General features: G+C 64.5%; 24 protein-coding genes and 1 pseudogene. 10 read left to right on the top strand and 15 right to left on the bottom strand.

Annotation, left to right across the window (positions count from 1 at the left end; translation table 11 throughout):
• Positions 1-4 precede the first annotated feature (4 nt).
• Complete coding sequence (locus AAHB16_RS30310; protein ID WP_150377511.1) at positions 5-574, bottom strand: GbsR/MarR family transcriptional regulator; 570 nt, start codon at positions 572-574, stop codon at positions 5-7.
• A gap of 647 nt (positions 575-1,221) precedes the next feature.
• Positions 1,222-3,642: an AAA family ATPase gene (locus AAHB16_RS30305; protein ID WP_342052724.1), complete on the bottom strand. Its 2,421-nt coding sequence runs from the start codon at positions 3,640-3,642 to the stop codon at positions 1,222-1,224.
• Between the two features lie 212 nt (positions 3,643-3,854).
• Here AAHB16_RS30305 and AAHB16_RS30300 point away from each other — a divergent pair, with 212 nt between their 5' ends.
• The gene (locus tag AAHB16_RS30300; protein ID WP_342052723.1) at positions 3,855-4,805 is read left to right on the top strand and encodes a toll/interleukin-1 receptor domain-containing protein; all 951 of its coding nucleotides are present in this window, start codon (positions 3,855-3,857) and stop codon (positions 4,803-4,805) included.
• A gap of 21 nt (positions 4,806-4,826) precedes the next feature.
• On the opposite strand, the gene AAHB16_RS30295 is transcribed toward AAHB16_RS30300, so the two are convergent.
• From AAHB16_RS30295 to AAHB16_RS30270, 6 genes are all read right to left on the bottom strand, one after another.
• The gene (locus AAHB16_RS30295) at positions 4,827-5,501 is read right to left on the bottom strand and encodes a hypothetical protein (protein ID WP_342052722.1); all 675 of its coding nucleotides are present in this window, start codon (positions 5,499-5,501) and stop codon (positions 4,827-4,829) included.
• Positions 5,502-5,860: 359 nt separating this feature from the next.
• The gene (locus AAHB16_RS30290) at positions 5,861-6,109 is read right to left on the bottom strand and encodes a hypothetical protein (RefSeq protein WP_342052721.1); all 249 of its coding nucleotides are present in this window, start codon (positions 6,107-6,109) and stop codon (positions 5,861-5,863) included.
• A 242-nt stretch (positions 6,110-6,351) separates the two neighbouring features.
• Positions 6,352-7,134 (bottom strand): DUF3800 domain-containing protein, encoded by a 783-nt coding sequence (locus AAHB16_RS30285; RefSeq protein ID WP_342052720.1) that lies wholly within the window; start codon positions 7,132-7,134, stop codon positions 6,352-6,354.
• Between the two features lie 168 nt (positions 7,135-7,302).
• Entirely contained in the window at positions 7,303-8,433 is a 1,131-nt protein-coding gene (locus AAHB16_RS30280; RefSeq protein WP_342052719.1) for an alkene reductase, read from the bottom strand.
• An 18-nt stretch (positions 8,434-8,451) separates the two neighbouring features.
• Complete coding sequence (locus tag AAHB16_RS30275) at positions 8,452-8,763, bottom strand: DUF1330 domain-containing protein (protein WP_342052718.1); 312 nt, start codon at positions 8,761-8,763, stop codon at positions 8,452-8,454.
• 85 nt (positions 8,764-8,848) lie between these two features.
• Complete coding sequence (locus tag AAHB16_RS30270) at positions 8,849-9,445, bottom strand: TetR/AcrR family transcriptional regulator (protein ID WP_446718150.1); 597 nt, start codon at positions 9,443-9,445, stop codon at positions 8,849-8,851.
• Positions 9,446-9,549: 104 nt separating this feature from the next.
• Here AAHB16_RS30270 and AAHB16_RS30265 point away from each other — a divergent pair, with 104 nt between their 5' ends.
• The 8 genes from AAHB16_RS30265 to AAHB16_RS30230 all read left to right on the top strand — a co-directional run bounded on the left by AAHB16_RS30265 (position 9,550) and on the right by AAHB16_RS30230 (position 17,608).
• Complete coding sequence (locus AAHB16_RS30265) at positions 9,550-10,554, top strand: homoserine dehydrogenase (protein WP_342052716.1); 1,005 nt, start codon at positions 9,550-9,552, stop codon at positions 10,552-10,554.
• Positions 10,555-10,825: 271 nt separating this feature from the next.
• Positions 10,826-11,257 carry a rubredoxin gene (locus tag AAHB16_RS30260; protein WP_342052715.1) on the top strand — a complete coding sequence of 144 codons (432 nt, stop codon included), beginning with the start codon at positions 10,826-10,828 and terminating at the stop codon, positions 11,255-11,257.
• An 89-nt stretch (positions 11,258-11,346) separates the two neighbouring features.
• The gene (locus AAHB16_RS30255; protein ID WP_342052714.1) at positions 11,347-12,291 is read left to right on the top strand and encodes a LysR substrate-binding domain-containing protein; all 945 of its coding nucleotides are present in this window, start codon (positions 11,347-11,349) and stop codon (positions 12,289-12,291) included.
• Positions 12,292-12,556: 265 nt separating this feature from the next.
• Positions 12,557-13,546 carry an N-carbamoyl-D-amino-acid hydrolase gene (locus AAHB16_RS30250; RefSeq protein WP_150376500.1) on the top strand — a complete coding sequence of 330 codons (990 nt, stop codon included), beginning with the start codon at positions 12,557-12,559 and terminating at the stop codon, positions 13,544-13,546.
• Positions 13,547-13,557: 11 nt separating this feature from the next.
• Positions 13,558-14,619, top strand: coding sequence for a threonine ammonia-lyase (locus AAHB16_RS30245; protein WP_342052713.1), 1,062 nt, complete (start codon positions 13,558-13,560; stop codon positions 14,617-14,619).
• An 81-nt stretch (positions 14,620-14,700) separates the two neighbouring features.
• The gene (locus AAHB16_RS30240; RefSeq protein WP_223851612.1) at positions 14,701-15,687 is read left to right on the top strand and encodes a Bug family tripartite tricarboxylate transporter substrate binding protein; all 987 of its coding nucleotides are present in this window, start codon (positions 14,701-14,703) and stop codon (positions 15,685-15,687) included.
• A 5-nt stretch (positions 15,688-15,692) separates the two neighbouring features.
• Positions 15,693-17,147, top strand: a complete 1,455-nt coding sequence (locus AAHB16_RS30235) for an N-acyl-D-amino-acid deacylase family protein (protein ID WP_342052712.1) — start codon at positions 15,693-15,695, stop codon at positions 17,145-17,147.
• A 35-nt stretch (positions 17,148-17,182) separates the two neighbouring features.
• Positions 17,183-17,608 carry a VOC family protein gene (locus AAHB16_RS30230; RefSeq protein WP_342052731.1) on the top strand — a complete coding sequence of 142 codons (426 nt, stop codon included), beginning with the start codon at positions 17,183-17,185 and terminating at the stop codon, positions 17,606-17,608.
• A gap of 3 nt (positions 17,609-17,611) precedes the next feature.
• Here AAHB16_RS30230 and AAHB16_RS30225 read toward each other — a convergent pair whose 3' ends face one another.
• Entirely contained in the window at positions 17,612-18,154 is a 543-nt protein-coding gene (locus AAHB16_RS30225; RefSeq protein ID WP_342052711.1) for a carbonic anhydrase, read from the bottom strand.
• A 12-nt stretch (positions 18,155-18,166) separates the two neighbouring features.
• Entirely contained in the window at positions 18,167-19,150 is a 984-nt protein-coding gene (locus AAHB16_RS30220) for a nitrilase-related carbon-nitrogen hydrolase (RefSeq protein ID WP_342052710.1), read from the bottom strand.
• A 123-nt stretch (positions 19,151-19,273) separates the two neighbouring features.
• Between AAHB16_RS30220 and AAHB16_RS30215 the strand changes: the two genes are divergently transcribed.
• Positions 19,274-20,221, top strand: a complete 948-nt coding sequence (locus AAHB16_RS30215; protein ID WP_342052709.1) for a GlxA family transcriptional regulator — start codon at positions 19,274-19,276, stop codon at positions 20,219-20,221.
• A 10-nt stretch (positions 20,222-20,231) separates the two neighbouring features.
• Here AAHB16_RS30215 and AAHB16_RS30210 read toward each other — a convergent pair whose 3' ends face one another.
• From AAHB16_RS30210 to AAHB16_RS30190, 5 genes and pseudogenes are all read right to left on the bottom strand, one after another.
• On the bottom strand, positions 20,232-21,611 hold the full coding sequence (locus tag AAHB16_RS30210) for a Fic family protein (protein ID WP_150376508.1): 1,380 nt from the start codon (positions 21,609-21,611) through the stop codon (positions 20,232-20,234).
• Positions 21,612-21,707: 96 nt separating this feature from the next.
• Positions 21,708-23,123 (bottom strand): ABC transporter ATP-binding protein, encoded by a 1,416-nt coding sequence (locus AAHB16_RS30205; protein WP_342052708.1) that lies wholly within the window; start codon positions 23,121-23,123, stop codon positions 21,708-21,710.
• On the bottom strand, positions 23,120-23,917 hold the full coding sequence (locus tag AAHB16_RS30200; RefSeq protein WP_342052730.1) for an ABC transporter permease: 798 nt from the start codon (positions 23,915-23,917) through the stop codon (positions 23,120-23,122). Before AAHB16_RS30200 ends, AAHB16_RS30205 begins: the two co-directional genes overlap by 4 nt.
• A gap of 2 nt (positions 23,918-23,919) precedes the next feature.
• Positions 23,920-24,984 (bottom strand): ABC transporter permease, encoded by a 1,065-nt coding sequence (locus tag AAHB16_RS30195; RefSeq protein WP_342052707.1) that lies wholly within the window; start codon positions 24,982-24,984, stop codon positions 23,920-23,922.
• Positions 24,981-25,541 (bottom strand): annotated as a pseudogene (locus tag AAHB16_RS30190) (ABC transporter substrate-binding protein); the annotation flags it as partial. The gene AAHB16_RS30195 and the pseudogene AAHB16_RS30190, both read right to left, overlap by 4 nt.

Below are 25,541 nucleotides of genomic sequence, written 5' to 3'. Positions count from 1 at the left end.
GCCTTTATTCCTTCTTGGCGCGCGTGGACTTGGCGGCGGACGCAATGCGGTCCTTCACCTCGAGCAGCTTGGTCACGCGCGAACCCAGCCGCATCAGTTTTTCGAGCGTGGCGACGTCGAGCTTCTGCATGTCACCCATCCAGCCGGTGACGAGCACGATGAGGCCATACATTTCCTTCATGCGCGCCTGCGCATGGCGATCCTCGGCCGAGGACGGCGACTCCAGCTGGACGTCGCGCAGCATCGACAGCGTCGGGTCGATCTCGCGCCGGCGCCGCTCCTCGGCCAGCGTCCGAAAGATCGCCCAGACGTCGTCGGGCGCGGAGTAGTACTCGCGCCGGTCACCAGGCTGATGCGACAACCGCACGAGATTCCACGACTCGAGCTCCTTGAGCCCGATACTCACGTTGGACCGCGAAAACGAGAGCGCCTCGGCAATCTCGTCCGCATTGAGCGGCCGGGAGGCGGTGAACAGCAGCGCGTAGATCTGCCCCACGGTCCGGTTGATCCCCCATCGACTGCCCATCTCGCCGAAATGCAGGACGAATCGTTGGACCAGCGGAGACAGTTGCATCGGGACGGCAGGGGACATAGGGGGGCGGTTCGTTTTCAATTTTCAGAAGTTTGTGAAAGTTTAGAACGAAAGAGAGGGAAAAGTACAGGGGTGCGACGGGGTGTCGCGGGGGGGCGCTGCTGTTGTCATGTCTCAAAGTTAATGGCTACACCGGACGACTCGGATCCGGCCAGTGGCCGATTTCGGGGCGGCGGGACCTCCGTGGGATTTATCGAATGGTGTTCTTCTGCTGGCGCTCGCACAGGGAATGCTCCCGTGTCGATGCGATGGCGGAAGCGACGCACGCCGCGGTAGCAAGACGGTTCTCGTACGGACGCCGGTCGTTGCTCGAGTGTGGCGGCGATGTCAAGGCGACGCTTTATGCCGCGTTGCGCAGAACGGCCCTTACGGCCAGCGCATCCGATATAGGCCCTGGAATTGCGAGCAATGGTGGGCTAAGTCGCCGGTTGGCGTAGCCGTAAGCGATTGATGCGCGGTGTTCAATGCACCAATCGCTTACGGCTTGTGTTCGGTGTGGACACCAGCGTGGGCCGCTGCGTGGCTCTCGTGCCGAAGCGCCGCCAATATTTTCCGCTGCACGTGCGACTCGAACGTGCATGCGTATCCGGAGTTGATCAATTACGACTCAAGCTTCGGACGAAGACCGCTCAGGCTTGAGCAAAGGGATCCGATCTTTCGATGCTGAGCAGAAAGTGATCAAACTGTTGGCGATCGTTGTCGCGAATCTTCTTCAGCACAAACTTTGCGAGGGACGCAATCTCCGTGCAATCGATTGGCTGCGTGCTCCGATCGATGAATTCGCCCAGATGCGAAAACTCATTGATGAGTCGCTGGACGAAGGCCTCCGTATTGGAGCCGTCACCAAAAAATAGTCTGACGCGTTCATCATGATCGGCGCGGTCGTTCCGGGCAGAGGGATACTTGAAGAAGAGAAAGGCCTCGAGAAACTTCCGTAGATTGTTGCCGAAATTGTAGAAGCTATGGAACTGGTCCGTGGCATTGGCATCATCTGCGCAGCAAAAAATCTCACCGAACAAATAGTTCAGCTCAGTCACGTAGTTGCGCAGGTAATGCGGCATCAGCCCGATTGCGCTGGATGAGTCCTTGCGCGCGATAAGGAAGCTCTCATTGTCCTTCCCGGGCTTCGTTAGCCGCTTCAAGTACTTCAGAAATTCGAGATTGTGAGTAGAGATGAACAGCTGCTCGTACCGATATTTCGGCTTGGCGTTGGCGTCCTTGAGGACATTGCCATCGTTGTCTTCGAGCGGCTTTGCGAGGTAAGTCTCGATCAAGCTGAAAACGAAGAAGATATGGTTGCTGTCCAGGCTCGAGATCGGGTCGTCGATATAGACGATTAGTTTCTTACCCTCGGTGTCGACATCCTTGAGCTTGGCAAGAAAGTAGCAGAACGCCACCAAGCTGCATTCCCCCTCACTGAGGTTGTACGCTGCGTGCTCCCCGCGCATGATTTGGAACCGATACGTGGTCGAGCCTTCCGCTTCCAAGGCCGACAACCGCAAGCCACCATGTCCAAGAAAGTGGCCAAGATATCGGTTGACCTGCTCGGCGCCCCGGCGCTCATCGCGAAGCTGGGTTTTCAGGTGAGCGATCTTTTCACTGCGTTGCTTGCCCTCTGTTTCGATTGCATCACGCTCGGCCTTGGCCGTGCTCGCATCGGCCGACAGCCCACGGATTCGATCTTCCTCCGCCGCGAGGCCAATATCCGCCACGAACTGCGCAATCTCACCTAGACGAAGTTCAGTGCGCGCAACTGCCTGTGTGTCTGCCAACGATGCGGTTGCCTGATTATTCAGGTCGATCAGCACGTTGATGGCGGCGATTGCTTCCACAATCGACGGTGACGGATCCAAGGCGTCGTGAGGCAGTCGCTCGACAAAGATATTGTCGCGGCGCGCGGTCAGCTCGGTCTCCAGTGCGAGCAGGCTGGCTCGGTAGTGATCAAGGAGTTCCTGCAACGTGCGCGCCAGCTCGTCAAAGCGCGCCCGATGCGATGCGTAAAAGGCTTCGGGGCTGATTAGAAGCAGGGTGTCGATGCGACCGCGCTCTTTCCAAATCTCGCCTAACACCGCAGTGATTTGACTGTCGAGGTCGGCCGATTCCTGATTGAAGTGGCCGCCCAACGTATCCCACAACGCTGCCGGAAGAGGCGTGCCACAGAATCCGCAAGTCGTTCGCGTATCGCGGTGGAGGCCGATACCGGCTTTCACCCAACTTTGCAGGACGGCATTGTTCAGCAGCTCCTGGAGCGGCGCGCTTGGCTGGATCTTCTTGGTGATCAACTTGTTGGTCGTGGCACCGAGCGCCGCGAGCGATGGATTGAACGACGGTAAGAGCCGGACGTCGGGCAGCGGAGCTTCGCCGAGTAGCGCGATCAGCGCTTTCTTGTCCTCCTCGGCTAGGGGCGCAAGGCTGCCATCCTTCACGGATTTGATATCGAGCTTGAGCTTACGAATGTCATACGTCGCGTCTCGATACAGCGGGTTGTGCTTGATGCCAGTCGGGCGTCGATTGGCCTTGTCGACAAGCAACCGTTCGAGGCCTTCGGCCGCATCGCTAGCCAGCTTGAGCTTGTTAGCATGCGCTACCTTCTTGACTTGAAAGTCGTGCCGCAGACCCGTCTGCGACTCGACGCTGCCCAGTTCCTTCTCCAAGGCGTCGATTTGCGCTTCGAGTTCCTTGTTTTGCTGGCCCAGCACGGCAAAGGGTGAAATGTGGCCGGTCTCATCGCGCAGGAACGCTAAGTGCTCATCGACGAAATCCTTGTTGTAGACGCGTACCGTGTGGGCAGGGGTGGGAATATTGTGGTGAGACAAGACGCCACCAGACAGCGTTACCTGGAACGCCGGCCCGGCATAGCGAGGCGATATCGAGCCAGTCTCTAGGGCGCGGACGATACGCGAGAGCGTGGTCTTGCCAGAATAGTTGCGACCGTACAGGACGTTGAGCTTCTTGAATTTGGCAACGTTGTTGCCCGGATCCCTGACTGCTTTGTTCCAAACGAAATTGGCATAGCACCCGAAATTCTCGATGTCGATCTTCTCGATCATGTAATAGACCCCTCCGATTGTATGAACGCATACCTTTCCTCACTCCGCCTCCCGGCCGTGATCTGGCGCGGATCATCGCAGTCTCTGGTGCGCGGCTTCGACTCACTTCGCCGCAGCGCCCGGAGCGCTGGAAAGGTTCCGACAGCGGTGGCGGCGCGCCGGTGCATGCAAGGATTGGCGAGAATGCGAAATCCCTGGTCATCGGAGCCGCCATGACGCGCGCGTTTGTGTCCTATAGTCACGCAGACGAATCCTACCGTGCCGAACTCGAAAAACACCCCTCCCTCCTACGTAAGCAGGGATTGATTGACCTTTGGCACGACCATCGGATTCCGGCCGGAGGGGAGGTCGATTGCTATGTCAGTGCCGAACTGGAGGGCGCCGACCTGATCCTCATGCTGGTCAGCGCCGACTTTATGGCCTCGGATTACTGCTATGGCATCGAGATGACCCGCGCCTTGGCACGGCACGCGGCGGGCACCGCCATCGTAGTTCCTCTGATTGTGCGGCCCTGTGACTGGCACTCAGCGCCGTTTGGCCGTCTCAAGGCGCTGCCACAGGACGGCAAGCCGATCAGTAAATGGCCCTCCCACGATGATGCATTTGTGGACATTGTGCAGTCGCTGCGACAACTGGTGGCGCCGCGACGCGAGAGCCTGAGCGGGGCGACGGCACCGCTCGCCCAAGCGACGCCGGCCAGCACACCGGTGGCGGCTGCGCGGCCGCGTTCAAGCACGCTTGCGCTACGCAAGCAGTTCAGCGACATCGACCGGGATCGGTTCCTCGAGGAGGGGTTCGCCTACATCCGTGCCTTTTTTGAGAACTCAATGGAAGAGGTGGCGCCGCGCAATCCGGGCTACGAGGCGCGTTTCCGGCCGATTTCCAACGAGGGCTTTACCGGCGCCCTCTATCGGGACGGCAAGAAGGTGGCGGGATGTTACGTTCGCATCAGTCGGCTCTATGGCGGGCGCGCGCAGATTGGCTACTCCGGCAATGATAATGCCCAGGACAATAGCTACAACGAGATGCTGCATGTCGAGGCGGATGATCAGGCGATGTACTTTCGCCAGCAAATGCAGCAATGGTCCGGCAACGACGCAAAGCTGACCCCCGAAGGCGCGGCGGAGGTGCTCTGGCAACTGTTCGTGGAGCGTCTCCGCTGACGCGGTGCGTGGCCCGCCGTACTAACGCGACTCGGGGTGGTAGACAAGGCCGTATGCGCCGAATAGTTCAGTATTCATCGCGGTGACGGCGGCGTTCCACGCATCGGGTTGTGACACGGTGCGAAGGGGCCACTGCAGCGTAGTGAGGTGTGGCGCTGGGGTAGTGCGAGACCAGCCGCCATTGCCGGTGACGAAGGGTAAGCGGTTCGCGTGCAGGAGGGTGGCCGTCAACCGATAGGATGGCGGCGATTCGCCGGTGAGCCGCAGCGCCATTTTTACGAAGTCCTCGAAGGCGCCCGCATAGAAGTCATGCAAGCAAGGTCCGGCCGGTTCGCGATGGCCGTCCGGGAAGGCCCACACGCCGGCGATACACGAGCCGTCGCGATGCATCTCGAGCGCCCATTGCGGATCGTTCCTTGCGTCTCGGCACGCCCAGCCGCGGAAGACCGGGCGGGCGCCCTGAGAGGAGTGGAAGCCATCCCACCAAGCTACCTGGCGGTTTGTCCCGTGGCTTAACGCCATCTTGATGGCCGAGTCGGCCAAGGGGGGCGCGGCGTCCTGGATCTCGGGGCTCGCCTGCACAATTAGGGCGGGCTTATCGGGCAGTGCATAGCTGCTGGCGAATTCCGCCAGGCGCAGCAGCATGTCGGGCCGCCCGGCATAGGCGATCTGCAAGGCGGTGTCCTGCGTCAGCATGAGGGGAAACCTCCGGTCAGTGTGGATGTGTCTCGCACTATAACCGTTAAGGTTGAGGGCGACTCATGCATGCCGCCATGCCTGAGCGCGCAGGCTTCTGGGGGCGATTTGCGTTGACCCCAGACATCCGCTGCAAGATGGGTCGTCCAATCATGCTCATCCCACGACGTCTCCGTTATAACTTCAAGCGAGGCTGGAAATCGCACGTACTAGCTGATAACCCAACATTCCACGCATGCGGACTCGGATACCTAGTTCCTAAACGACGCAACCAAGGGCATACGGATTGCACATCCCAATGCAGAACGCAAAAAAAAAGCCGCACATGAAGTGCGGCTGCTTGCGCATGACGGTTGTCGTTACTTGGACTCGACCAGCTTTTGCTTCTTCGGATCGGCGCTCATCTGAAAGCGCTCGCGCGCAATCCTGAGATGCGACGTACCCGCGCGGGCAATTTCCCGAGCCACCGAGTCGTCGCCGATTGTCGTGACGGGAGCACCATGACGAGCCAAGACCGCGGCGATATCCTTCAGCGCATCGAAAAGCCGACGCTTACGCAGAAGAGTTTGCTGCTCCTCGTAGCGTGCCCGAAACTCCGGATCGTGCATGAGTTCGGCGCAGATATCCTTCCGTTTCCCCATCGGTTGTCCCTTTGTCTCCAGAGTGTAGCTGTCAACTTGAAAGCTCACCAACCACGTCGACGCACATTGCGCCCAACGTGGAAGAGGTCTTATACTGCAGGCGTTGCAGGCAAGCGCGGAGCTTGTAGAGGTCGTCGCGAGATGGCAGCCCGTATGGGTGGGATCCTCGAATCCGGGGCCTGCAACCGTCCCTTTCTAGTTGCTTGTTGCTACGTGTTACGCACCGCGGCAAGTACATGCTGACGCTCCGCCTCCACGGCGTCACCACACCAGAACTTCAAACCATAGCCGTCCACGTTGCCATTGCTTGCGCGAAAAAGGTTGCGCGCAAGCAAACGCAAATAGCGGTCTTCCGTTTCGCCGTACTGACTCCGGTTGACTGCGTAGTACGTGCTCGTCGCCACGGCGTCCGCGATCTGCAGGCCTGCAAGCTGGTCATGGTTGACTGCTTCGACTCGGGTCAGATCAAGGCTGTGCCAGTGAATGCGGCATTCGCTTACGCGTTGAAGTCGAACCATATACTCGTGCAGATCGCGGTATGACATCGCCGAGCGATTGGAGAAGATCAGTTCTGCCTTGCCATCTCCTTCCCCCTTGCGTACCGTATCCCTGCACAACCAACTCACTCGCTCAAGCAAGAGCCGGATCGTGTAACGATAAAGAGAAAATGCCTCCTGCTGGAAAATCTCCGGATCGGCAATCGATGGCTTGTGTACCAGCACATGTGCATGGCGTAGCGGTGCTTCACCGATCAGGCGAGCCAACGGGACCCGATGCTCATGCCGTAGATGGCGAAAGTGCAAAGGTGCCTTCGGGTGCTTGCCCAACAACACCCTCGCGTCCTTGATCAGTCGCACCATCGCCAGATCATTGACGGTGCGGACCACCGTAGCGGATTGCACAAACCAACGAGAACTGCCTCTCTCGCCAGGCAGGAACTTGAATCCTTCATCGCCAGACTCGTCAATGTAGACGCGGAAGCTGGATGTCATGCCGTTGTTCTCTTCGCGTGAACGGACCGTTTGCATTGGTCGCAGGGCTGCGTAGAGTAGCCGTCAGCGTATGAGGTCGCCATGATCCAGAGCAGAGCCATGTCGATTTCATCAACGATGCCGTACGACTCGTACGGCATCAGGGCCCTTTGATCAGCGTCTGGTGACTTATCGCTCCCCGAAGGTCGGGTAGTCCGTCAACCCTTTCTCGTTGCCGCCATAGAGCGTAGCCACATCGAGCGGATTCAGCGGCCAGCCGTTGGCGATGCGCGCGGGCAGGTCCGGGTTCGCGATGAACGTGCGGCCGAACGCGATCATGTCCGCGAACCCGCTCTCGAGCATTCGGGCACCGCGCTCGACCGTGTACTTGCCGGCATAGATGACACGCCCCGAATACGTTTCGCGCACCGCCTGGCGGAAGGTCACCGGGAGGTCCGGCGCGTTGTCCCAGTCGGCCTCGGCGATCGACAGATAGGCAACGCCCGCGTTCTCCAGAATCCGGATCGCTTCGATGTAGGTCTCATGTGGGTTCGCCTCGACGAGGCCGATGTAGACGCGGTCCTGCGTGGTGGTCTCGAACAGCGGCGTCAAGCGGACGCCCATGCGATCGGCGCCGATCGCTTCCGCGACCGCATCGACGATCTCGCGCAGGAAGCGCAGGCGGTTCTGCAGCGAGCCGCCATATTCGTCGGTGCGCGTATTGGCATGCGCCGAGATGAACTGATTGACGAGGTAGCCGTTGGCGCAATGCAGTTCCACGCCGTCGAAGCCGGCCGCGATCGCGTTGCGCGCGGCCTGCGCATAGAGCGCGACCAATTCCTTGATCTCCGGCACGGTGAGCGCCCGCGGGGTCGGTGGCACGACCAGTTCGCCCGCGCCGGGCGCAGTCTCGATAAACGCTTTCACTTTCTGCGGCGCGATGGCGGAGGGCGCCACGGGGGCCTCGCCGTTGGGTTGCAGCGCGTGGTGCGACACGCGCCCGACGTGCCACAGCTGGGCAAAGATGACACCGTTCTCGGCATGGACCGCATCGGTGACCTTGCGCCAGCCTTCGATCTGCGCATCGGTGTAGATGCCAGGCGTCCACGCGTAACCCTGCCCGCGCGGCTCGATCTGCGTGCCCTCGGTCACCATGAAGCCGGCGCTCGCGCGCTGGCGATAGTAGTCGGCCATGAGATCCGTCGCGGTATCGCCGGGCTGCGCGGCGCGCTGACGGGTCAGCGGTGGCAGGACGATGCGGTTGCGCAGCGTATGGCGGCCCAGTTGCAAGGGTTTGAAGTACATCGGATGGGTGTTCATGTGGTATCTCCAGTGGGTTCAGTTTCCGGCCGCCGGCTGCGCGTCGACGCCTTCGACGAGGTACAGCTTGCCGGTGCTGCCCTGAAGGCGATGGGGACGCGCCGCCTGATACGCGGGGCTGTCGTACCAGGCCCGCGCCTCGGCCATGGACGGGAAACTCAGGATCGCAACGCCGTCCACGGGCGCGCCTTCCAGTACCTCGTGCGCGCCATAGAACGCGATGGGCGAGAGCTGATGCCCCGCCCGCGCGGCGCGGGCGCCCTCGCGATAGCGCGCGAGGGCCTCGCCGTCGGTCACCGTTTCCCGAATGAAGATCACGTATGCCGTCATGTTGTGCTCCAGATAAATTAGACCGGTCGTCTAGTAAGTGAGTCAAAAAAAGCACTTCCGAAGAAGTGCGGCTGTTTTGCCTGTTTCAGGCGCGGATATGCAGCGTATCGCGCGTAACCGACAACGCGTTCTCGAACGGTTGCGGGGTCCGCACGATCTTTACCATCACGCTGGCCCCGAGCCAGAGTTGATAGAGGCTGGTCGCAACTTCCCGCGGCGTACTGTCGATGGACAGCGAACCTTCCGCCGCGCCCGCCTCGATGGCGCGCGCCAGACGCTCGATGATGCCCGTCGTACCGCGCATCAGCGCGCGGCGCATGGACTCGGAAAGATCCGCCACCTCCGCCGCGAGCTTGACCGCGAGGCACTTGCCCTGGCAGTCGTAGAACAGCTGGTTGTCCTTCCAGAACGTCCAGTAGTTCATCAGGCGCTGCGCCATATTCAGGCCCGGCGCGGTCAGCGTGGCATCCAGTTCGGCCAGATACTCCTCGAAATAGCTATCGAGCAGCGCCTCGCCGAACGCGTCCTTCGACCCGAAGTAGTGATAGAACGAGCCCTTCGGTACGCCCGCCGCCGACAGCACCTCGTTGATGCCCACGGCGGAGAATCCCTTGCCGGCCATGATGCGTTGGCCGTGGGCAAGAATGCTCTCGCGGGTGTCGTGGGTTTCGGTGGCGCGCAAAGTCGTCATGGGTTGGACTGTAGCCCAGAATAGACCAGTCGTCTAGTAAATTTCCGGGGAATGATGCAGACTCGCGCCATCGCTTGTTCTGACCCATGACAACCATGCGCACGATCCCCATCGCCATCGCAGGCTTCGGCAACGTCGGCCGCGCCACCGCCAACCTGCTGCTCTCGCGCCGCGAGCGGTTTCGTCAGGTGTACGGGGCGGACGTCCGCCTGGTCGCCGTCTGCGGCGCGCGGGCTGGTGTGAGGGATGCGGGCGGACTCGAGGCCGGGCATCTGGACGCGCTGGAAGCGGGCTTGTCGGGACCGGCGTTCCTCCTCGCAAGCGGCGCGCAAATCCTGATCGAAGCGGGCCCCAGCGATTTCCGCACGGGCGGCCCCGGCCTGCCGTACCTCCGCGCGGCGCTGGCGGACGGCCGTGATGCCATCGTGATATCGAAGGGCGCCCTGGTGCATAGCGGGCGCGCGTTGCGCGAGACGGCGCGCGCCAAGGGCGCGTTGCTGAAGCTCAGCGGCGCGGCCGCCGCGGCCCTGCCGACCATCGATCTGCTCGAACGCAGCCTCGCGGGCTGCAACGTCACGCGCGTGGAGGGCATATTGAACGCCACCACCAACTACCTGCTCGACGCGATGATGACGCGGGGCCTTCGGTTCGAGGACGCATTGCGCGAGGCGCAGGCAGGCGGCTTCGCGGAGGCGGATCCCCGCAACGACACGGAAGGGTGGGACACCGCCTGCAAGCTGCTATTGCTCGCGAACTTCGGGCTCGGCACGGACCTGACCATGGACGATCTGTCCGTCGAGGGCATCGCCTCCGTCACGCCTGATGACATCGACGCGTGGCGCGCGGCGGGACTGACGCCGAAGCTTGTCGGCACGTTGACGCGCGAGGCGGGCACGATCCGCGCGGGCGTCGGCATTCGCACTTACCCGCGCGGCGACCCGTTTGCGCATGTGGGGGGCAAGAGCAAGGCGATTCGCATCACGTCGGACGAAATGGGCGAGACCGTGGCGATGTCACACGCGGAGGAGCCGCTCGCCACGGCAGCGGCGGCGTTGAAGGACCTGGAACAGGTTTTGACGGCGCGGACCGGCCGTCCTTGAACTGCAATGTTGCCCGCGCGCGCTGCCGCGAGTTCGTCGAACCCTTCGTTCAGTACGTCGAAAAGACGGCGTTTAGACATGTTCGTTCCTAGTTCAGTTTGCGCAACGTGCTGGTCAAAAAGTGGTCTCCCATCGTGCCAGTCGCCCGCGCGCGCGAACACCGCCATCTGTTGAGATCCTCAACGATTTTGTACGACTCGTACGGCATCGGCCCGCATTGCCAGGCGCCTGCTGGCTTATCGTTCTGTCTCACTTCAGACGATTCACCCGCATGTACACCAAAGGCACATTTCTCGAATTGCAGTTCTCCGCTCGCCGGCTCAACGACGCGGCGGGGGAGCCCTTTTGGATCGATCTTTCTCGCGACGAGGCGCGCGCGTTGTGCGAGGCGTTGCAGCGGCGGCTCGATGAACAGCTTCCCGATACCGCGCCGCCGCTCGTCATGCCGTTGGACGTCGTGGCCGACGTGGCCGACGTGGCCGACGTGCGGGCGCCCGGCAAGGCCGTGAGCAAGCCCGCGCCATCGGCCGATACGGAATTCCAGCAATGGGTCTGCCTGCTTTGCGGGTGGGTCTACGACGAAGCGGAAGGGGTGCCCGAAGAGGGGATTCCGCCCGGCACGAAATGGGCGGACGTGCCCGATGACTGGCGCTGCCCGCTGTGCGACGTCGGCAAGGAGGACTTTGCGATGGTGCCTCTTTGACGGCGCGGGCGGGATGAAGACTGCCGTGGCGTAAATCTTGCGTGACGAAGCGTCCTGCTCGATCAAGCGCCCGCAGAGCGCACCCTCGCATGCCTTCCCCTTCACAGCCGCCCACCCCGGCCCGCAGTTCCTCCGCGCCGCTCAACCTCCGCCAGATCGAGGTCTTCCACGCCATCATGGTGGCCGGCTCGCTGAGCGAGGCCGGCCGCATGCTGTGCGTGTCGCAGCCCGCGATCAGCCGCGTGCTCGCCACCATCGAGTCGCGCATGCGCTTTGCGTTGTTCGATCGCGAGCGTGGGCGGTTGCATCCCACCCCCGAGGCGCATCGGCTGTTTGCCGAGGTGCGGCCCATTCTCGATGGGGTGCGCCGCTTCAACGAGGTGGCGGCGAGTCTCGCCGAGCATGGCGACGGCAAGCTCTCGATCGTGTCGAGCCCGAGCTATAGCGAATGGCTGATGCCGCGCGCGATCCAGCGCTTTCGCCACAGGCATCCGTCGGTACGCGTGCACTACCGGCCATTGCCGTCCGACGCGCTGATGACGTTCGTGGCGCAAGGGCATGCGGACCTCTGCATCGCGTCGATGGCGCCGCCGGAAGGCTCGGAGCTGCGTGCGCGCGAGATCGGCGAAGGCAACATCATGTGCGCGGTGCCGCGTGGCCATGCGCTGGCCGAGTACGCCGAGCTGACCGTGGACGATCTGCGCGGCTCGACCTTTATCGGCTACGGCGGCGATACGCCGTTCGGCCGGCTCTCCGCGCGGTTCCTCACGTCCGAGCGCGGCACGCTCGCGCCCGATATCGAGATCCGCTCGACACCGGAGGCGATGGCGCTCGTGCGCGAAGGTGTCGGGGTCGCGCTGATGGAGTCGTTCGGCTACACCCCCGAGGGGGCCGGCGATATCGTGCTCAAGCCGATCCGGCCGGCGCTCGCCCACAAGATCTACCTGATCCACTCGCGCCAGCAGGCGATGTCCACGCTGGCCAAGGGATTCGTCGCGACGCTCACGCATCTGCTCGACCGGCAGGCGGGGTAAGCACGCGCGCGTGTGTGGCGGCCTTGCGACGACGGCGGCCGAAGCGGCATCAATGTTTGTCGGAAACCCATAACGCACGGTTATGGGTCATGGATGGCGAGATCGCCCCCGGCTGGCCGGCAGCCCTTGCGCGGCAAGGCCGGAGCACCCGGAATCCCTTGCCGGGCAGGGCCTGCCGGCGCGCGGGCCGGGCGCTTTCGGCGCGATGGCGGCCTCCCTACACTGGCCCTGCCTTCAACGTCAGATGCCCCCGCACGCCAGATCCATGACCCGACTCATCACCGTAGCCGCCGCCCAGCTTGGCCCGATCCAGAAACACGAGGGCCGCGACGTTGCGGTTGGCCGCATGGTGCGGTTGCTCGAACGCGCACACCAACGTGGTGCGCAGGCGGTCGTCTTCCCGGAACTGGCCCTGACGACGTTTTTTCCGCGCTGGTATCACGAGGACCTCGACGAAGCCGAAGGCTGGTACGAAACCGAGTTGCCGTCGCCGGCCACCCAGCCGCTGTTCGATGCGATCCGCAAGTATGGGCTGACCGTCTACCTCGGCTACGCGGAAATCGCATTCGAGCCCGATGAAACGGGCATCGTGCGCAAGCGCCGGTTCAACACGTCGGTCGTCATCGCGCCGTCGGGCGAAATCATCCTCAAGTATCGGAAGGTCCATCTGCCGGGCCACGCCGAGTTCGCGACGCACCGCAAGGTGCAGCATCTGGAGAAGCGCTACTTCGAGATCGGCAACCTCGGCTTCCCCGTGAAGCGCGCGCCGATCGGCGACGTCGATGTGAACCTCGGCATGATGATCTGCAACGATCGCCGCTGGCCCGAGTCGTGGCGCGTGCTGGGCCTGCAGCAGGTGGAACTGGTCATGCTGGGCTACAACACCCCGAGCATGAATCAGGAGAACCGCGGGTTCGAGGCCCATCACCTGCGCGTGTTCCACTCGCAGCTTTCGATCCAGGCCGGCTGCTACCAGAACGCGACGTTCGCCGCGGCGGTGGCAAAGGCGGGGAACGAGGATGGGCACGAGCTGTTCGGCCACTCGATCATCGTCAATCCGCAGGGCGAGATCCTCGCGCAGGCCACTACGTGGGACGACGAACTGATCGTCGCCGACTGCAACCTCGACCTGTGCGAGCTGGGCCGCTCCACGGTGTTCAACTTCGAGAAGCATCGCCGCATCGAAGCCTATGGCCGCATTACCGAGCAGACGGGCAGCGAGGCGCCGCCCGTGTGGACGCCGGCATCCGCATGATGGAGGCCTCGATGCAATCGACAATCCGTCCGGCGCTGCCCGCCACGATTCATCACGAGATGCTCGGCGAGATGCGCGTGCCCGTATTCGCCGATGTGGAACGCGCCGCGGGGGCGCTGGCTCCGCATATCGTGCGGACGCCGCTGCTGCGCAGCGCGCGGCTCGATGCATTGACCGGCGCGCCGGTATGGATCAAGCCCGAGTGCCTGCAGGTCACGGGCTCGTTCAAGGCGCGCGGCGCGTTGAACGCCTTGCTCGCGATGGACGATGCCACGCGGGCGCGCGGCGTCATCGCGTATTCGACGGGCAATCACGGGCAGGCCATCGCATGGGCCGCCAAACGTCTTGGTGTGGAAGCCACCATCGTGATGCCCGTGGATGCGCCGCGCAACAAGGTGGAACGCGCGCTGGCGCAAGGCGCGCGCGTCGTGCATTACGACCGCCGCCATGAAAGCCGCGAGACCATCGGAATGCGTCTGCTCGACGAAACCGGCGGCACGCTCGTGCCGCCCGGCGATCATCCCGACGTGCTCGCGGCACAGGGCACGCTGGCGCTGGAAGCGCTGCAGGACTTGCCATCGGGCGCGCGCCGCAACCTCGGCACGTTTGCCGCGCCATGCGGCGGCGGCGGCATGCTCGCGGGCTGCGGGCTCGCGATCGAAGCCATCAGTCCCGGCACGCGCCTCGTCGCCGCCGAGCCCGCCGCATTCGACGATACCGTGCGTTCGCTGCGCAGCGGTCAGCGCGAAACCAACGCGGCGGGCGCCGCATCGATCTGCGACGCGCTGCAGGCCGTCACACCGGCCGAGCTGCCCTTCGCGATCAACGGCCGTTACCTCGATGCCGCCCATGCGGTCAGCGACGAGGAAGTCGCCGCCGCGATTCGCTTCGCGCTCGAGGAACTGCGGCTACTCGTCGAACCCGGCGGCGCCGTTGCGCTGGCGGCCCTGCTTGCCGGCCGCATCGACCTGGCCGGCCGCGATGCCGTCGTGGTGCTGTCCGGCGGCAATATCGATCTTCCTCTTCTACAAACGATGCTGCAGTCCACTGCGGCCGCGATGCACGGGAACTGAGACAACCCGTGCCCATGCCGGCGCATGCGCCGGATTACCACCAACGTGCGGCCAACCCCGCCGAATCAGGAATCGCATCATATGTCTCCCAACCTCAACCCGTTCCGCAAGTTCGCGCGCATGGCGCTTGCCGCCGCCTCGCTGCTGCTGTCCGCCCAGGCGTTCGCCGCCTACCCCGAGCGCCCGATCCAGCTGATCGTACCGTTCAATGCCGGCACCACACCCGATATCGTGTCGCGTCTGCTCGCCGAAGCCGTGGGCCGCGACATCGGGCAGCAGATCGTCGTCATGAACCGCGTGGGCGCGTCCGGCATCATCGGTACGCAGGCCATCATCAATGCGCCGGCCGACGGCTACACGATCGGGTTTGCCAACGTGGCGACGCTGGCCATCAACCAGTCGCTGTACAAGAAGCTGCCGTACGACGCGGACAAGCAGCTTGCGCCGGTGGCACTCACCGGCTACGTGCAGAACGTGCTGGCCGTGCGCAAGGACCTGGGCGTCAAGAGCGTGGCCGAACTCGTGGCCAAGGCCAAGGCGGCGCCGGGCAAGCTGGCCGTGGCATCGGGCGGTAACGGCACCACGGGGCACCTGAGCGCGGAGATGTTCAAGTCGATGGCCGGCGTGTCGATCACGCATGTGCCGTACAAGGGCGGCCCGGAAGCCGACCTCGCGGTGCTGCGCGGCGAGGTGGACCTCGTGTTCGAGAACATCACGTCGATCTCTCCATACCTCAAGAACGGCAGCGTCGTGCCGCTGGCCGTGACGGGCAAGGAGCGCGATAGCCGCCTGCCACAACTGCCGACGATGGCGGAGAGCGGTCTCAAGGACTATCAGGCTGTGGCATGGACCGGCTATGTCGCGCCGGCCGGTGTCGATCCGCAGATCCTCGACATGCTGAACCGCGCGTTCAACAAGGCAGCCAATTCGGATGCCCTCAAGGCACGCCTCGCGGACATGGCGTACGAAGTCACCACCGGCCCGCGCAGCGCGCTGTTCGACCTCGCGCACAAGGAGCGTCCGATCTGGGCGGGCGTGATCCGCATGTCCGGCGCGACGCTGGACTGACGATCATGGCGGACTTCGACGTGGTGCTGCGCGGCGGCGCGGTGATCGATGGAACGGGCGCGCCGCGCTTCGATGCGGACGTGGGCATCGAGGGCCAGCGCATCGCGGCGATCGGCGATCTGTCCGGCGCGCGCGGTCGCGTCGAGCTCGACGTGGGCGGGCATATCGTGGCGCCCGGCTTTATCGACGCGCATACGCACGATGACCGCTATCTGATGCAGAACCCGCTCATGCCGGCCAAACTCAGCCAGGGCGTGACGACCGTGGTCACCGGCAACTGCGGCATCAGCCTGGCGCCGTGGTGTGCCACGCCGGGGCAGACCGTGCCACCGCCGCTCGATCTGCTCGGCGAAGAGGCGTCCGCGTTTCGCTATACGGTGTTCGGCGACTACCTCGATGCACTCGAGCGCGCGATGCCGGCCGTCAATGCGGCATGCCTCGTGGGCCATACCTCGCTGCGCGTGGCGGTGATGGACCGGCTCGATCGCGCGGCGACCGATGCCGAGATCGGTGCCATGCAGGCATTGCTGCGCGATGCGATGGTGGCGGGCGCACGTGGCATGTCCACGGGTGCCGCCTATCCCGCGGCCATGCCGGCGCCCACCGACGAGATGTCGCGCGTGGCTTCGGCGATGCGGGGCTTCGGCGGCGTGCATGCGAGCCATATCCGCGACGAGGGCGATCGAGTCTGCGATGCCATCGACGAGGCCGTGACCATCGGCGCGGCGGCCGAAGCGGGCACCGTGGTGTCCCATCACAAGCTGATTGGCCCGAAGAATCATGGCCGCTCGGTGGAAACGCTCGGGCATTTGTCGCAGGCGATGCGCCATCACTGCGTCGGCCTCGACTGCTATCCCTATCAGGCGGGTTCGACGATCCTGCGCAAGGATCGCCTTGCGGTGTCGAGCCGCGTGATCGTGACGCGTTCCCAGCCGCATCCCGAGTACGCGGGGCAGGACCTCGATGCGATCGCCGCGCAGATGGGGCTGTCGCCGGAAGACGCCGTCGACGCGCTGCAACCGGCCGGCGCCATCTACTTTCTGATGGATGAGGCCGACGTGCGCCGCATTCTGGCTTTCCCGCAAACGATGATCGGCTCCGATGGCCTGCCGCACGATCCCGTGCCGCATCCGCGCCTGTGGGGCACGTTTCCGCGCGTGCTCGGGCACTACAGCCGCGACGTCGGGCTGTTCCCGCTCGAAACCGCGGTGCACAAGATGAGCGGCCTGACGGCGCGCCATTTCGGTCTCGAGGGCCGTGGCGTGCTGGCCGAGGGCAACTACGCCGACATCACGGTGTTCGACGCCGCGCGTATCATCGACACCGCGACGTTCGAGCAGCCGGTGGCACAGGCCGCCGGCATCGTGTGCGTGCTCGTCAATGGCGAGCTCGCATGGCGCGACGGCGCCGCGACTGGCGCGCGCGCCGGCGCGGTCCTTCGGCGCCGCCCGGCGGCTTGACGCTTTCCATCCACTCCATCGGCATTCAACGCTTCATGACGCAACCCGCGCAATCGGTTTTCCACTTCGCCTTCAACATCACGAACCTCGACGAGGCGCGCCGCTTCTACGGCGACGTCCTGGGCTGCAAGGAAGGCCGCAGCACCGAGACCTGGGTCGATTTCGATTTCTTCGGCCACCAGATCTCGCTACACCTCGGCAAGCCCTTCGACACCGCCCGCACGGGGCGCGTCGGCAATGCGATGGTACCGATGCCGCATTTCGGGATCATCCTGCTGCTGCCGGACTGGCGCGCGCTGGCCGACCGCCTCACGGCGGCCGGTACCGAATTCGTCCTCGCGCCGCAGGTGCGCTTCGAAGGCGAGCCGGGCGAACAGTGGACCATGTTCTTCACCGACCCGTTCGGCAACCCGATCGAGGTCAAGGGGTTCAAGACCTGGGAAGCGGTCTACGCGCATTGAGCTTCAGGCTTTCGGCGCCCGCAGTGGTGCGGGCGGTACGACGGTCGCAATCTCGCCGGTCTTGACGTCGTAGACGAGGCCCGACACCACGACGTTGTCGGGCAGCTTGCTATTGGCCCGGAGCGCGGCCACGTCGAGCGCGACGGCCTTGTACGGATCGGTGACCGCCAGTTCGTCGAGGCCGGAGGCCTCCACGCCGAGATGGTCCGCGAGCAACGCGGGCGCGTGATGATGGCAGCCGATGATGCCGCAATCCGTGTGCTGCAGCAAAACGAGATTGCGCGCGCCATCGGGTCGGCCCGCGGCCTTCGCGACCACACCCAGAATGGCGAGCGTGTCCAGCAGCGGCTTGTTCACGCGACCGCCGACATTGCGGATGACGGCCGCCTCGCCCTGCTTCAGGCCCAGTACGTTGGCCGGATCCACACGCGGATCGACACAACCGACCACCACGGTGCCTGTGGACGGCATCATCTTGAGTTCGGGGGCGAACGCGGTCTTTGCAAACTCGGCGTTGCGTTCCAGCATGACATCGTTGAAGTCCATTTTCCAAGCTCCTCAGGCCAGTGTCTCGATACGTACGGGTTCTTCGTCCGCCGCGCGCAGCAGACGCTCGGTGACGTGCAGCTTTGGCGAGCGATCGATCACCAGCCCCAGGACATCGGGGCGGCTGTAATGACCGCGCGAGTCCATCATGCGTTTGCGCTTGTCGATCTGCCAGAAGTCGAGATCGGCGATAACCTCGCCTTCGCCTTCGCGCAGGGGCTCGCCGCCCATGAATTCGCCTTCCGGAGAGACGATGGCGGTAAAGCAGCCGCTGGAGATGGGGCCGACCTGCGTCGTGTTGGTGTCCTTCAGGATCTGTTGCTGCTGTTCGGGCGTGAGCCAGGCGGTGGCGTTGACGACGAAGGCGCCCGCTTCCAGCGCATGCTGGCGGATGTTGACCGAGATCTGCTCGGAGAACAGATCGCCCGCGAACGAGCCCGGATACATCGCGGAATGAATCTCCTCGCCGTCCGCCATCAGCGCATAGCGGGCGAGCGGGTTGTAGTGCTCCCAGCAGGCGAGCTGACCCACGCGGCCCACGGCGGTATCGACGGCGCGCAGGCCCGAGCCGTCGCCCATGCCCCAGACCATCCTCTCGTGGTAGGTCGGTGAGAGTTTCCGGCGCCGCTGCACGAGCGTGCCGTCGGCATCGAACAGCAACTGCGTGTTGTACAGCGTGCCGCCGTCGCGCTCGTTGACGCCGATCGACACGACCATGCCGGCCTGCCGTGCCGCATCGCCGATGGCTCGGGTAGTGTCCGACGGGACGACCACGGCCTGTTCGAGCAGCTTGTAATGCTCGGCACCCATGGCGAAGGGCGATTCGATAAAGGAGAAGTAGGGGTAATACGGGACGACCGTCTCGGGAAACGTCGCGAACTGCACGCCGCGCTTGCCCAGTTCCAGAATCTTTCTGACGACTTTATCGACGGTGCCTTCGCGGCTGTAGAGTACGGGTGCGATCTGTACCGCCGCGGCCCGGATGACTTTCGACATGTGGTGTTCCTTTCGTGACGTGGCTGCTTGCTGCAGCGAGTGCTTGTACCTTAGTGTCGCGAGCCATTACGATGATGTCGTTGTTGCCACCATTCATGACATCCGTCATTCAAGAGAGCGGCCATGCACCGGATTGGATTCGTCGTCCCGAACAGGTTCCAGATGATGAGCCTTGCAGCGCTCACGGTATTCGAGCTGGCGGAGATACCGATGAAAGGGCGCTGCTACGACGTCCATGTGCTGTCGGAGCACGGTGGGCCGGTCGAGTCCTCGGGCGGTATGCGTCTGGAGACCGAGGCGTTCGGCGACGCCGCGTTCGATACGGTGATCGTGGGGTCGGTCACCGAAGTGAAGATGCCGGCAGCGGACTCGGCAGTGGTGCGGTACGTGAAAGCGGCCGCGAAGACATCGCGCCGCGTCGCCTCGATCTGCAGCGGCGCGTTCGTGCTGGCCGAAGCGGGTCTGCTCGCTGGCAGGCGCGCCACGATGCACTGGGCCCATGCGTCGGAATTCCGGGTGCGCTATCCCGACGTCCTCACCGAGGAAGACCGCATCTTCATCAACGATGGCGCGGTGTGGACATCGGCCGGCATGACCGCCGGCATCGACCTCGCGCTGGCATTGCTCGACAACGATCTGGGCGGCGACGTGGCGAAGCTGGTCGCGAGGCTGCTGGTGATGAACCAGCGCCGGCTGGGCGGGCAGATGCAGCACTCCGCACTGCTCGACATGACCCCGAAGTCCGATCGCATCGAACTGGTCTTCGCGCATATCCGCCGCAATCTGCGAAATCCGCTCACCGTCGAGGAACTCGCGGACGTGGCCAACCTGAGCCCGCGCCAGTTCAGCCGGACCTTTCAGGCCGAAACCGGCCAGTCTCCGGCCAAGGCAGTGGAACAACTCCGGCTGGAAGCGGCCCGATTCATGATCGAGCAGGGCCGGCACACGATCAACGTGGTCGCGCGGGAAACCGGCTTCGCCGACCGCGAACGCATGCGGCGCGCCTTCGTCAGAACATTCGGCGTGCCAGCCGACGTGCTCCGCCGGACGGCGCGGGCGGAACGGATCTAATTGCGGTCCTTTACATCGGGCGTCCCGCCTCGACCCATTCCTTCGTCGCGCTCGAAGTGAGGCGAAACCGCGCGCAGTTGTACTCGCCTAGCGACTGAAGCGTTTCAGCGAGCAGGGCGGCGAAGCCCGGAGCCTTGTCTTCCGTATGTTCCACAGCCCTGATCGCAGCGTCGGCGGGCTGGCGATCGAGTACGACCATTCTGATGGCGTCTTCGAGCGCGGGCCGATAGCGAAGGCGCCTCGGGTCCGGTGCGGCGAAGGAGTTTTTCACCGCGGCGTACTTCCTGATGGATCTGCGGTAGGTCCATGCGAAGAGATCCACGGCCGCCGACGTGTCTCTGAGTTCGTAGATGCCGAGCATGGCCTGCGCATAATCCGACGGATCCACATCGAGGAACGACAGGGGTGCGCAGTTGTACAGCATCAAGGGAATATTCGCCGCAAGGCGGCTCGTGCGTTTGTTGCCATCCTCGAAAGGTTGCAGGTAAGCGACGTTGACCCAGAGGAAAAACGCGCCTTCGACCGGGTTCTTGATGAGACGAGCCTTGTCGACGATGGCCTGCAACATCTCGTGCAGTACCGCCGGCACCTGAGCGGGAACGTAAACGGTGTCGCTGATATTGACGACGGTGCTCCGAATGGCGCCCAGGGCGTTGTCGTTCGCAAGCAGGGCCTCCATCAGCGTTGCATGCAGATTCCGGAGTACGGCCATCGTCAGGCCTTCAGTGGGAACGCCCTCCACCAGATACTCGATCGCGCGCTTGTGATTGAGCAGCATGGTTGCGTCGGCATCGTCTCCATCCACGCCGCGCTCGAACAGTTCCTTCGTTGCCAGCAGCGTGTATCGATTGCCTTCGAGGTGGGATGAGGACCAGGACAGGTCTACCAGCAATTGCTCGAAGACCTTGCGCGCGTAGGTTCCCGCCGGTTGCTGGTCAGTCAGGCGGCCCAGTTGATAGAGCTCATCGGCCAGCCCTTGGGGAAGCAGGAAACTGTCGTTCGGACGATATCCATCGACGAAGCCGCGATGATATGTGACCGGGGCCCTGGCACCGAGCGGCGCGCTCAACTGCTCGCGCAACACGCGGGATGCCTGCGACCAGTTGGGATGGGCGTACGGATCGGACGCGGGTGCGTTGCTGGCGGCAGGTCGGGCGATAGGGCTGGCTACCCCGACCTGCGAGGACCCCGTCAAGCGATATCGGGTGGCTCTGGCCTGTCCCGTGCGCGTCAGCTTGCCATTGGCCAGCAAAGCTTCCAGATGTCGGCGGACCGAGGCCGAACTTCCTTGAAGCTCGCGCGTGACTTCGCTGGAAGACACCTCGTTCCTGCCCGCGTTGGCGAGTCGTTCGATCGCGTCGAGTACCTGTTCAGGAGAAAGACGTTGCATGGTTAGGGCTCAATCTGCTCAGTTTGTGAGCAGATTAAGGTAATCTGAGCGGATTTGCAATGAATCCGCTCAGATCTGAGTAGATTCTGGGCAGATTCATGAAATCTGCTCACCCCGCATCTCTACCCGCCGCATCGCGACGCTGGCCGCGATGAACGGATCATGCGTGACGAGCATCAGCGCGCATCCGCGCTCGCGGGTCATGCCGATGAGGATGTCGATGACCTCTTTCTGGGTGATCGGGTCCAGTCGTGACGTGGGTTCGTCGGCGAACAGGAAGACGGGGTCGAGCAGCAGCGCGCGGAGCAGGGCGAAGCGCTGGAGTTCGCCGCCGGAGACTTCGCCGGGCAGGCGCACGAGCAGTGCGTCGGGCAGGCGCATCTGCCGCATCAGCGGGGCGATGCGCGCGCCGTCGAGGCGATGAAGTTTGCACAGGTCGGCCAGCGCCTGGCCGATGCTGCGGCGCGGGGCGAACGCGGAGGTGGGTTCCTGATAGAGCTTCTGGTAGCGCACGCGGTCGATGGCCGTGTGGCGGCGGACCGTGCCTTCGTCGGCCGCGTGCAGTCCAAGCAGGACGTTGCCCAGCGTCGATTTGCCGCTACCGCTCGGACCCGTGACGGCGACGCGGTCGCCCGCATGGAGGGTGAGGTCGAGGTGGCGGAACAGCGCTCGTTGCCCGAAGCGCTTGCCCAGACGCGTGGCACCGAGAATTTCCTCGCCGGGTTCCGCTACCGCGTGGGCCGTCCACGCTTCCGGGTCGGCAGCGATCAGTGCACGCGTGTACGCGTGCGCGGGCTGCGCCAGCACGGTCCGCGCCTCGCCACGTTCGACGATATCGCCGCCCAGCATCACCGCGACATCCCCGCCCAATGCGCGTGCGACAGCGATATCGTGGGTGATCGTAAGGACCGTGCAGCCTGCGTCCAGCGCCTGCCGCAGTCGCGCAACGATCTCGTCGCGACAGGCATGATCGAGCCCCTTGGTCGGTTCGTCGACGATGAGCACCGGCGCCCCGCCAGCGCGCGTGATCGCGAATGCCGCGCGCTGGGCCATGCCGCCGGACAGCGTGATGGGCCATGCCATCGCCGCGTCCCCGATACCCAGTGTGCGCAGATCGTCGAGCGTGCGCGACCATGCCTCGGCACGCGATTTGCCGGCGACCAGCGCATGCGTTTCCGATAACTGAGACCCGACGCGCATGGTCGGATCGAGCGCGCCCCACGGCTCCTGCGGCAGCAGCGCAATCTCGTGGCCCCAGCACGCGCGGCGCGATGCGCCGTCGGCGGCATCGAAAGCGCGGCCACCCAGCACGAGGCGGCCATGCGCGCGCAAGCCACGCGGCAGCGTGCCCATGATCGCATGGGCAAGCACGCTCTTGCCCGAGCCGCTTTCGCCGAGCAGCGTGAGGGCGCGGCCGGCGTGCAGCGCGAACGATACGGGCGCCAGCAACCGGCCATTGGCACCTTCCACATGCAGTGCCTCGACTTCGAGCAATGGCTGCATTGGCGTCATGCGGCGTGCCTCCGGTTTGCGCCGCCGCCAAGCAGCACCATGGTCAGCGTGGCCAACGTCAGCACGACGATCGGGCTCGCGATGATCCACGGCGCCTCGGCGGCGTAGGGCAGCAGTTCGGTCATCATCAGGCCGAGTTCGGCCGAAGGCGGCTGCGCGCCGAGTCCGACAAAGCCCATCGCGGCCAGCGCAAGCACCGCGGCACTCGCGCCGAAGCTCATCAGCGTGCCGAGCAGCGGCAGCAGCTCAGGCAGCACGTGATGGCGCAGCACATGCATCGGCCCGAAGCCAAGCAGCCTCGCGGCCTCCACATGCTCGCTGGCGAGCTGCACGGCCGCCGACGCGCGCGTGACGCGGAAGTACTCGACCCACAGCACGAGCGACAGGCCGACATACAGCGGCCAGAACGCACCCGGCGCAAACGCGCTGAGCAGCAGGACGAGCAGCAGGCCGGGCAGCGCGAGCACCGCATCGGCGATAGCGCCGATCGTGCGCGCGGTCCAGCCGCCTCGCCAGGCGGCCAGCAGACCCAGCAATGTCCCGGGGATCGCGGCAGTAAGCACACTGAGCACAGCGAGGCCAAGCGACAGACGGCTTGCACTCGCCAGCCGCGCCAGCATGCTGCGGCCGAGGTGATCGGTGCCAAGCGGTTCCTGCAGACTCGGTGCCTGCAGGATGCCGTACAGGTTCTGCTCGAACGGCGCGCGGCCGGCGACCCACGGACCCGCAAGTGCAAACGCGGCCAGCAGCACAAGCAGCGCAAGCCCTGAAAGATGGCGCGGAGAGCGAAGCATCGTCACGGCGCGCTCCCCGCGCCGGTGCCGCGCGACCATGGACGCAACCGCAGCCGGGGATCGATTCCCGCGCAGGCCAGATCCACCACGGTATTGAGGACGACGAACAGCAGCCCCATCACGATCGCGGTGCCCTGGATCATGGGCACATCGCGGCCGAAGATCGCATGCACGAGCGCGTGGCCGATACCGGGCCAGGCAAATAGCGTCTCGATCACGACCACGCCTTCGACGAGGAACACCAGCTGGACGCCCAGGTAGGCGACCAGCGGAATCGCGGCATTGCGGACACCGTGCCGCAGCAGCGCGTCGCGGTCGGCAAGTCCCTTGGTCTGGGCGAAGCGGAAATAGGCCGACGATGTCACCGCGGCCATGGCATCGCGCGCCACGCGCATGGCGGTGGCGGACAGGCCGAGCCCCAGCGTGATGGCCGGCGCCAGCAGGCCGCCGTGATCGTGCGGCCCAGCGGCCGGGATCAGCGCGAAATCGATCGACAGCACCGACACCAGCACGATGCCCAGTACGAACGGCGGCATGGCACGCAACAGCACGGAGGCCACCAGCGTTGCACGGTCGGCCGCGCCACCGGCGCGCAGGCCCGCGACAAAGCCCAGCGGCACCGCGATGGCGCAGGACACGGCAAGCGCGGCCATCGCCAGCATGAGCGTATGCCCAAGCTGGTGGCCGATCTCCGCGACGACTGGCGCGCCGGTGACCGCGGAAAGACCGAGGTCGCCCTGCAGTAACCGGTGCCACCACTGCATCAGTGCCTGCGCCCATGGCAGGCCGAGGCCAAGTTCGGCGCGCACGGCCTCCGCGGCCTGGGCAGTCACCATGTCGTAGCCATAGCGGCCCGCCGCCACGCGAAACGCCATGTCGCCGGGCAGCAACCGCATCATCACGAAGCTCAGCGTGCCCACGAGTGCCGCCACGATCAGTGCCTGCACACCGCGCTGGAGCACGATGCGGCCGACGGCGCGGCCGAGGCCGCCAGCCGATGCGCGGCGGGTCGGGGACGCGTCCGGCAACGAAGCCTCGTCGGGAAGGGAAGCGGATTGCTCGTTCATGAAGACCACTGCAGTGGCGTCAGACGGTAGGTGCGCTCGTACGGATCGATCGACACATTGGCGAGGCGCGGGTTGGCCGCGAGCGTCTGCCGATACCAGACCACGGGAATCAGCGGTAGCTCCTGCTGCAGCACCGCGGCGATTTGCCCACGCAAGGTCTGGGCCTGCCGGGTGTCCACGGTGGCCGGCAGTTCGGCGAGCGCGCTGGCGATGGCCGGTGCGTGCCAGCCCATGGGTCCCCAGTCACCGCCCTCTCCGCCGAAATCCTGCGCGACGGCCCCGAACGCGTCGGGTACCACGCCGTAGTTGCGCGCATATAGCGCCAGTGCCAGGGTACCGTCGCGGTGCGCGAATGGAATGTCGCTCGAGTTGCCGACCGCCACGCGGACGTCGATACCGACGAGACGCAACTGCTCCTGAATGGCCGTGGCGATGACGGGCAGTTCCGGCCGGTCGGGGAATGTGCGCAGGGTCACCGCGAAGCGCGCGTCGCCGCGCCGCAGGATACCGTCGCGGGCGGGCGGGCCCCCCCCCCCGCCCCGCCCGGGCGGCGCGGG

This window comes from Cupriavidus sp. OTU4054, from assembly GCF_038440175.1.
Lineage (GTDB): Bacteria > Pseudomonadota > Gammaproteobacteria > Burkholderiales > Burkholderiaceae > Cupriavidus > Cupriavidus pauculus_D.
Note: the sequence above shows the minus strand (reverse complement) of the source record. Positions and strands in the feature narration are given on the sequence as shown.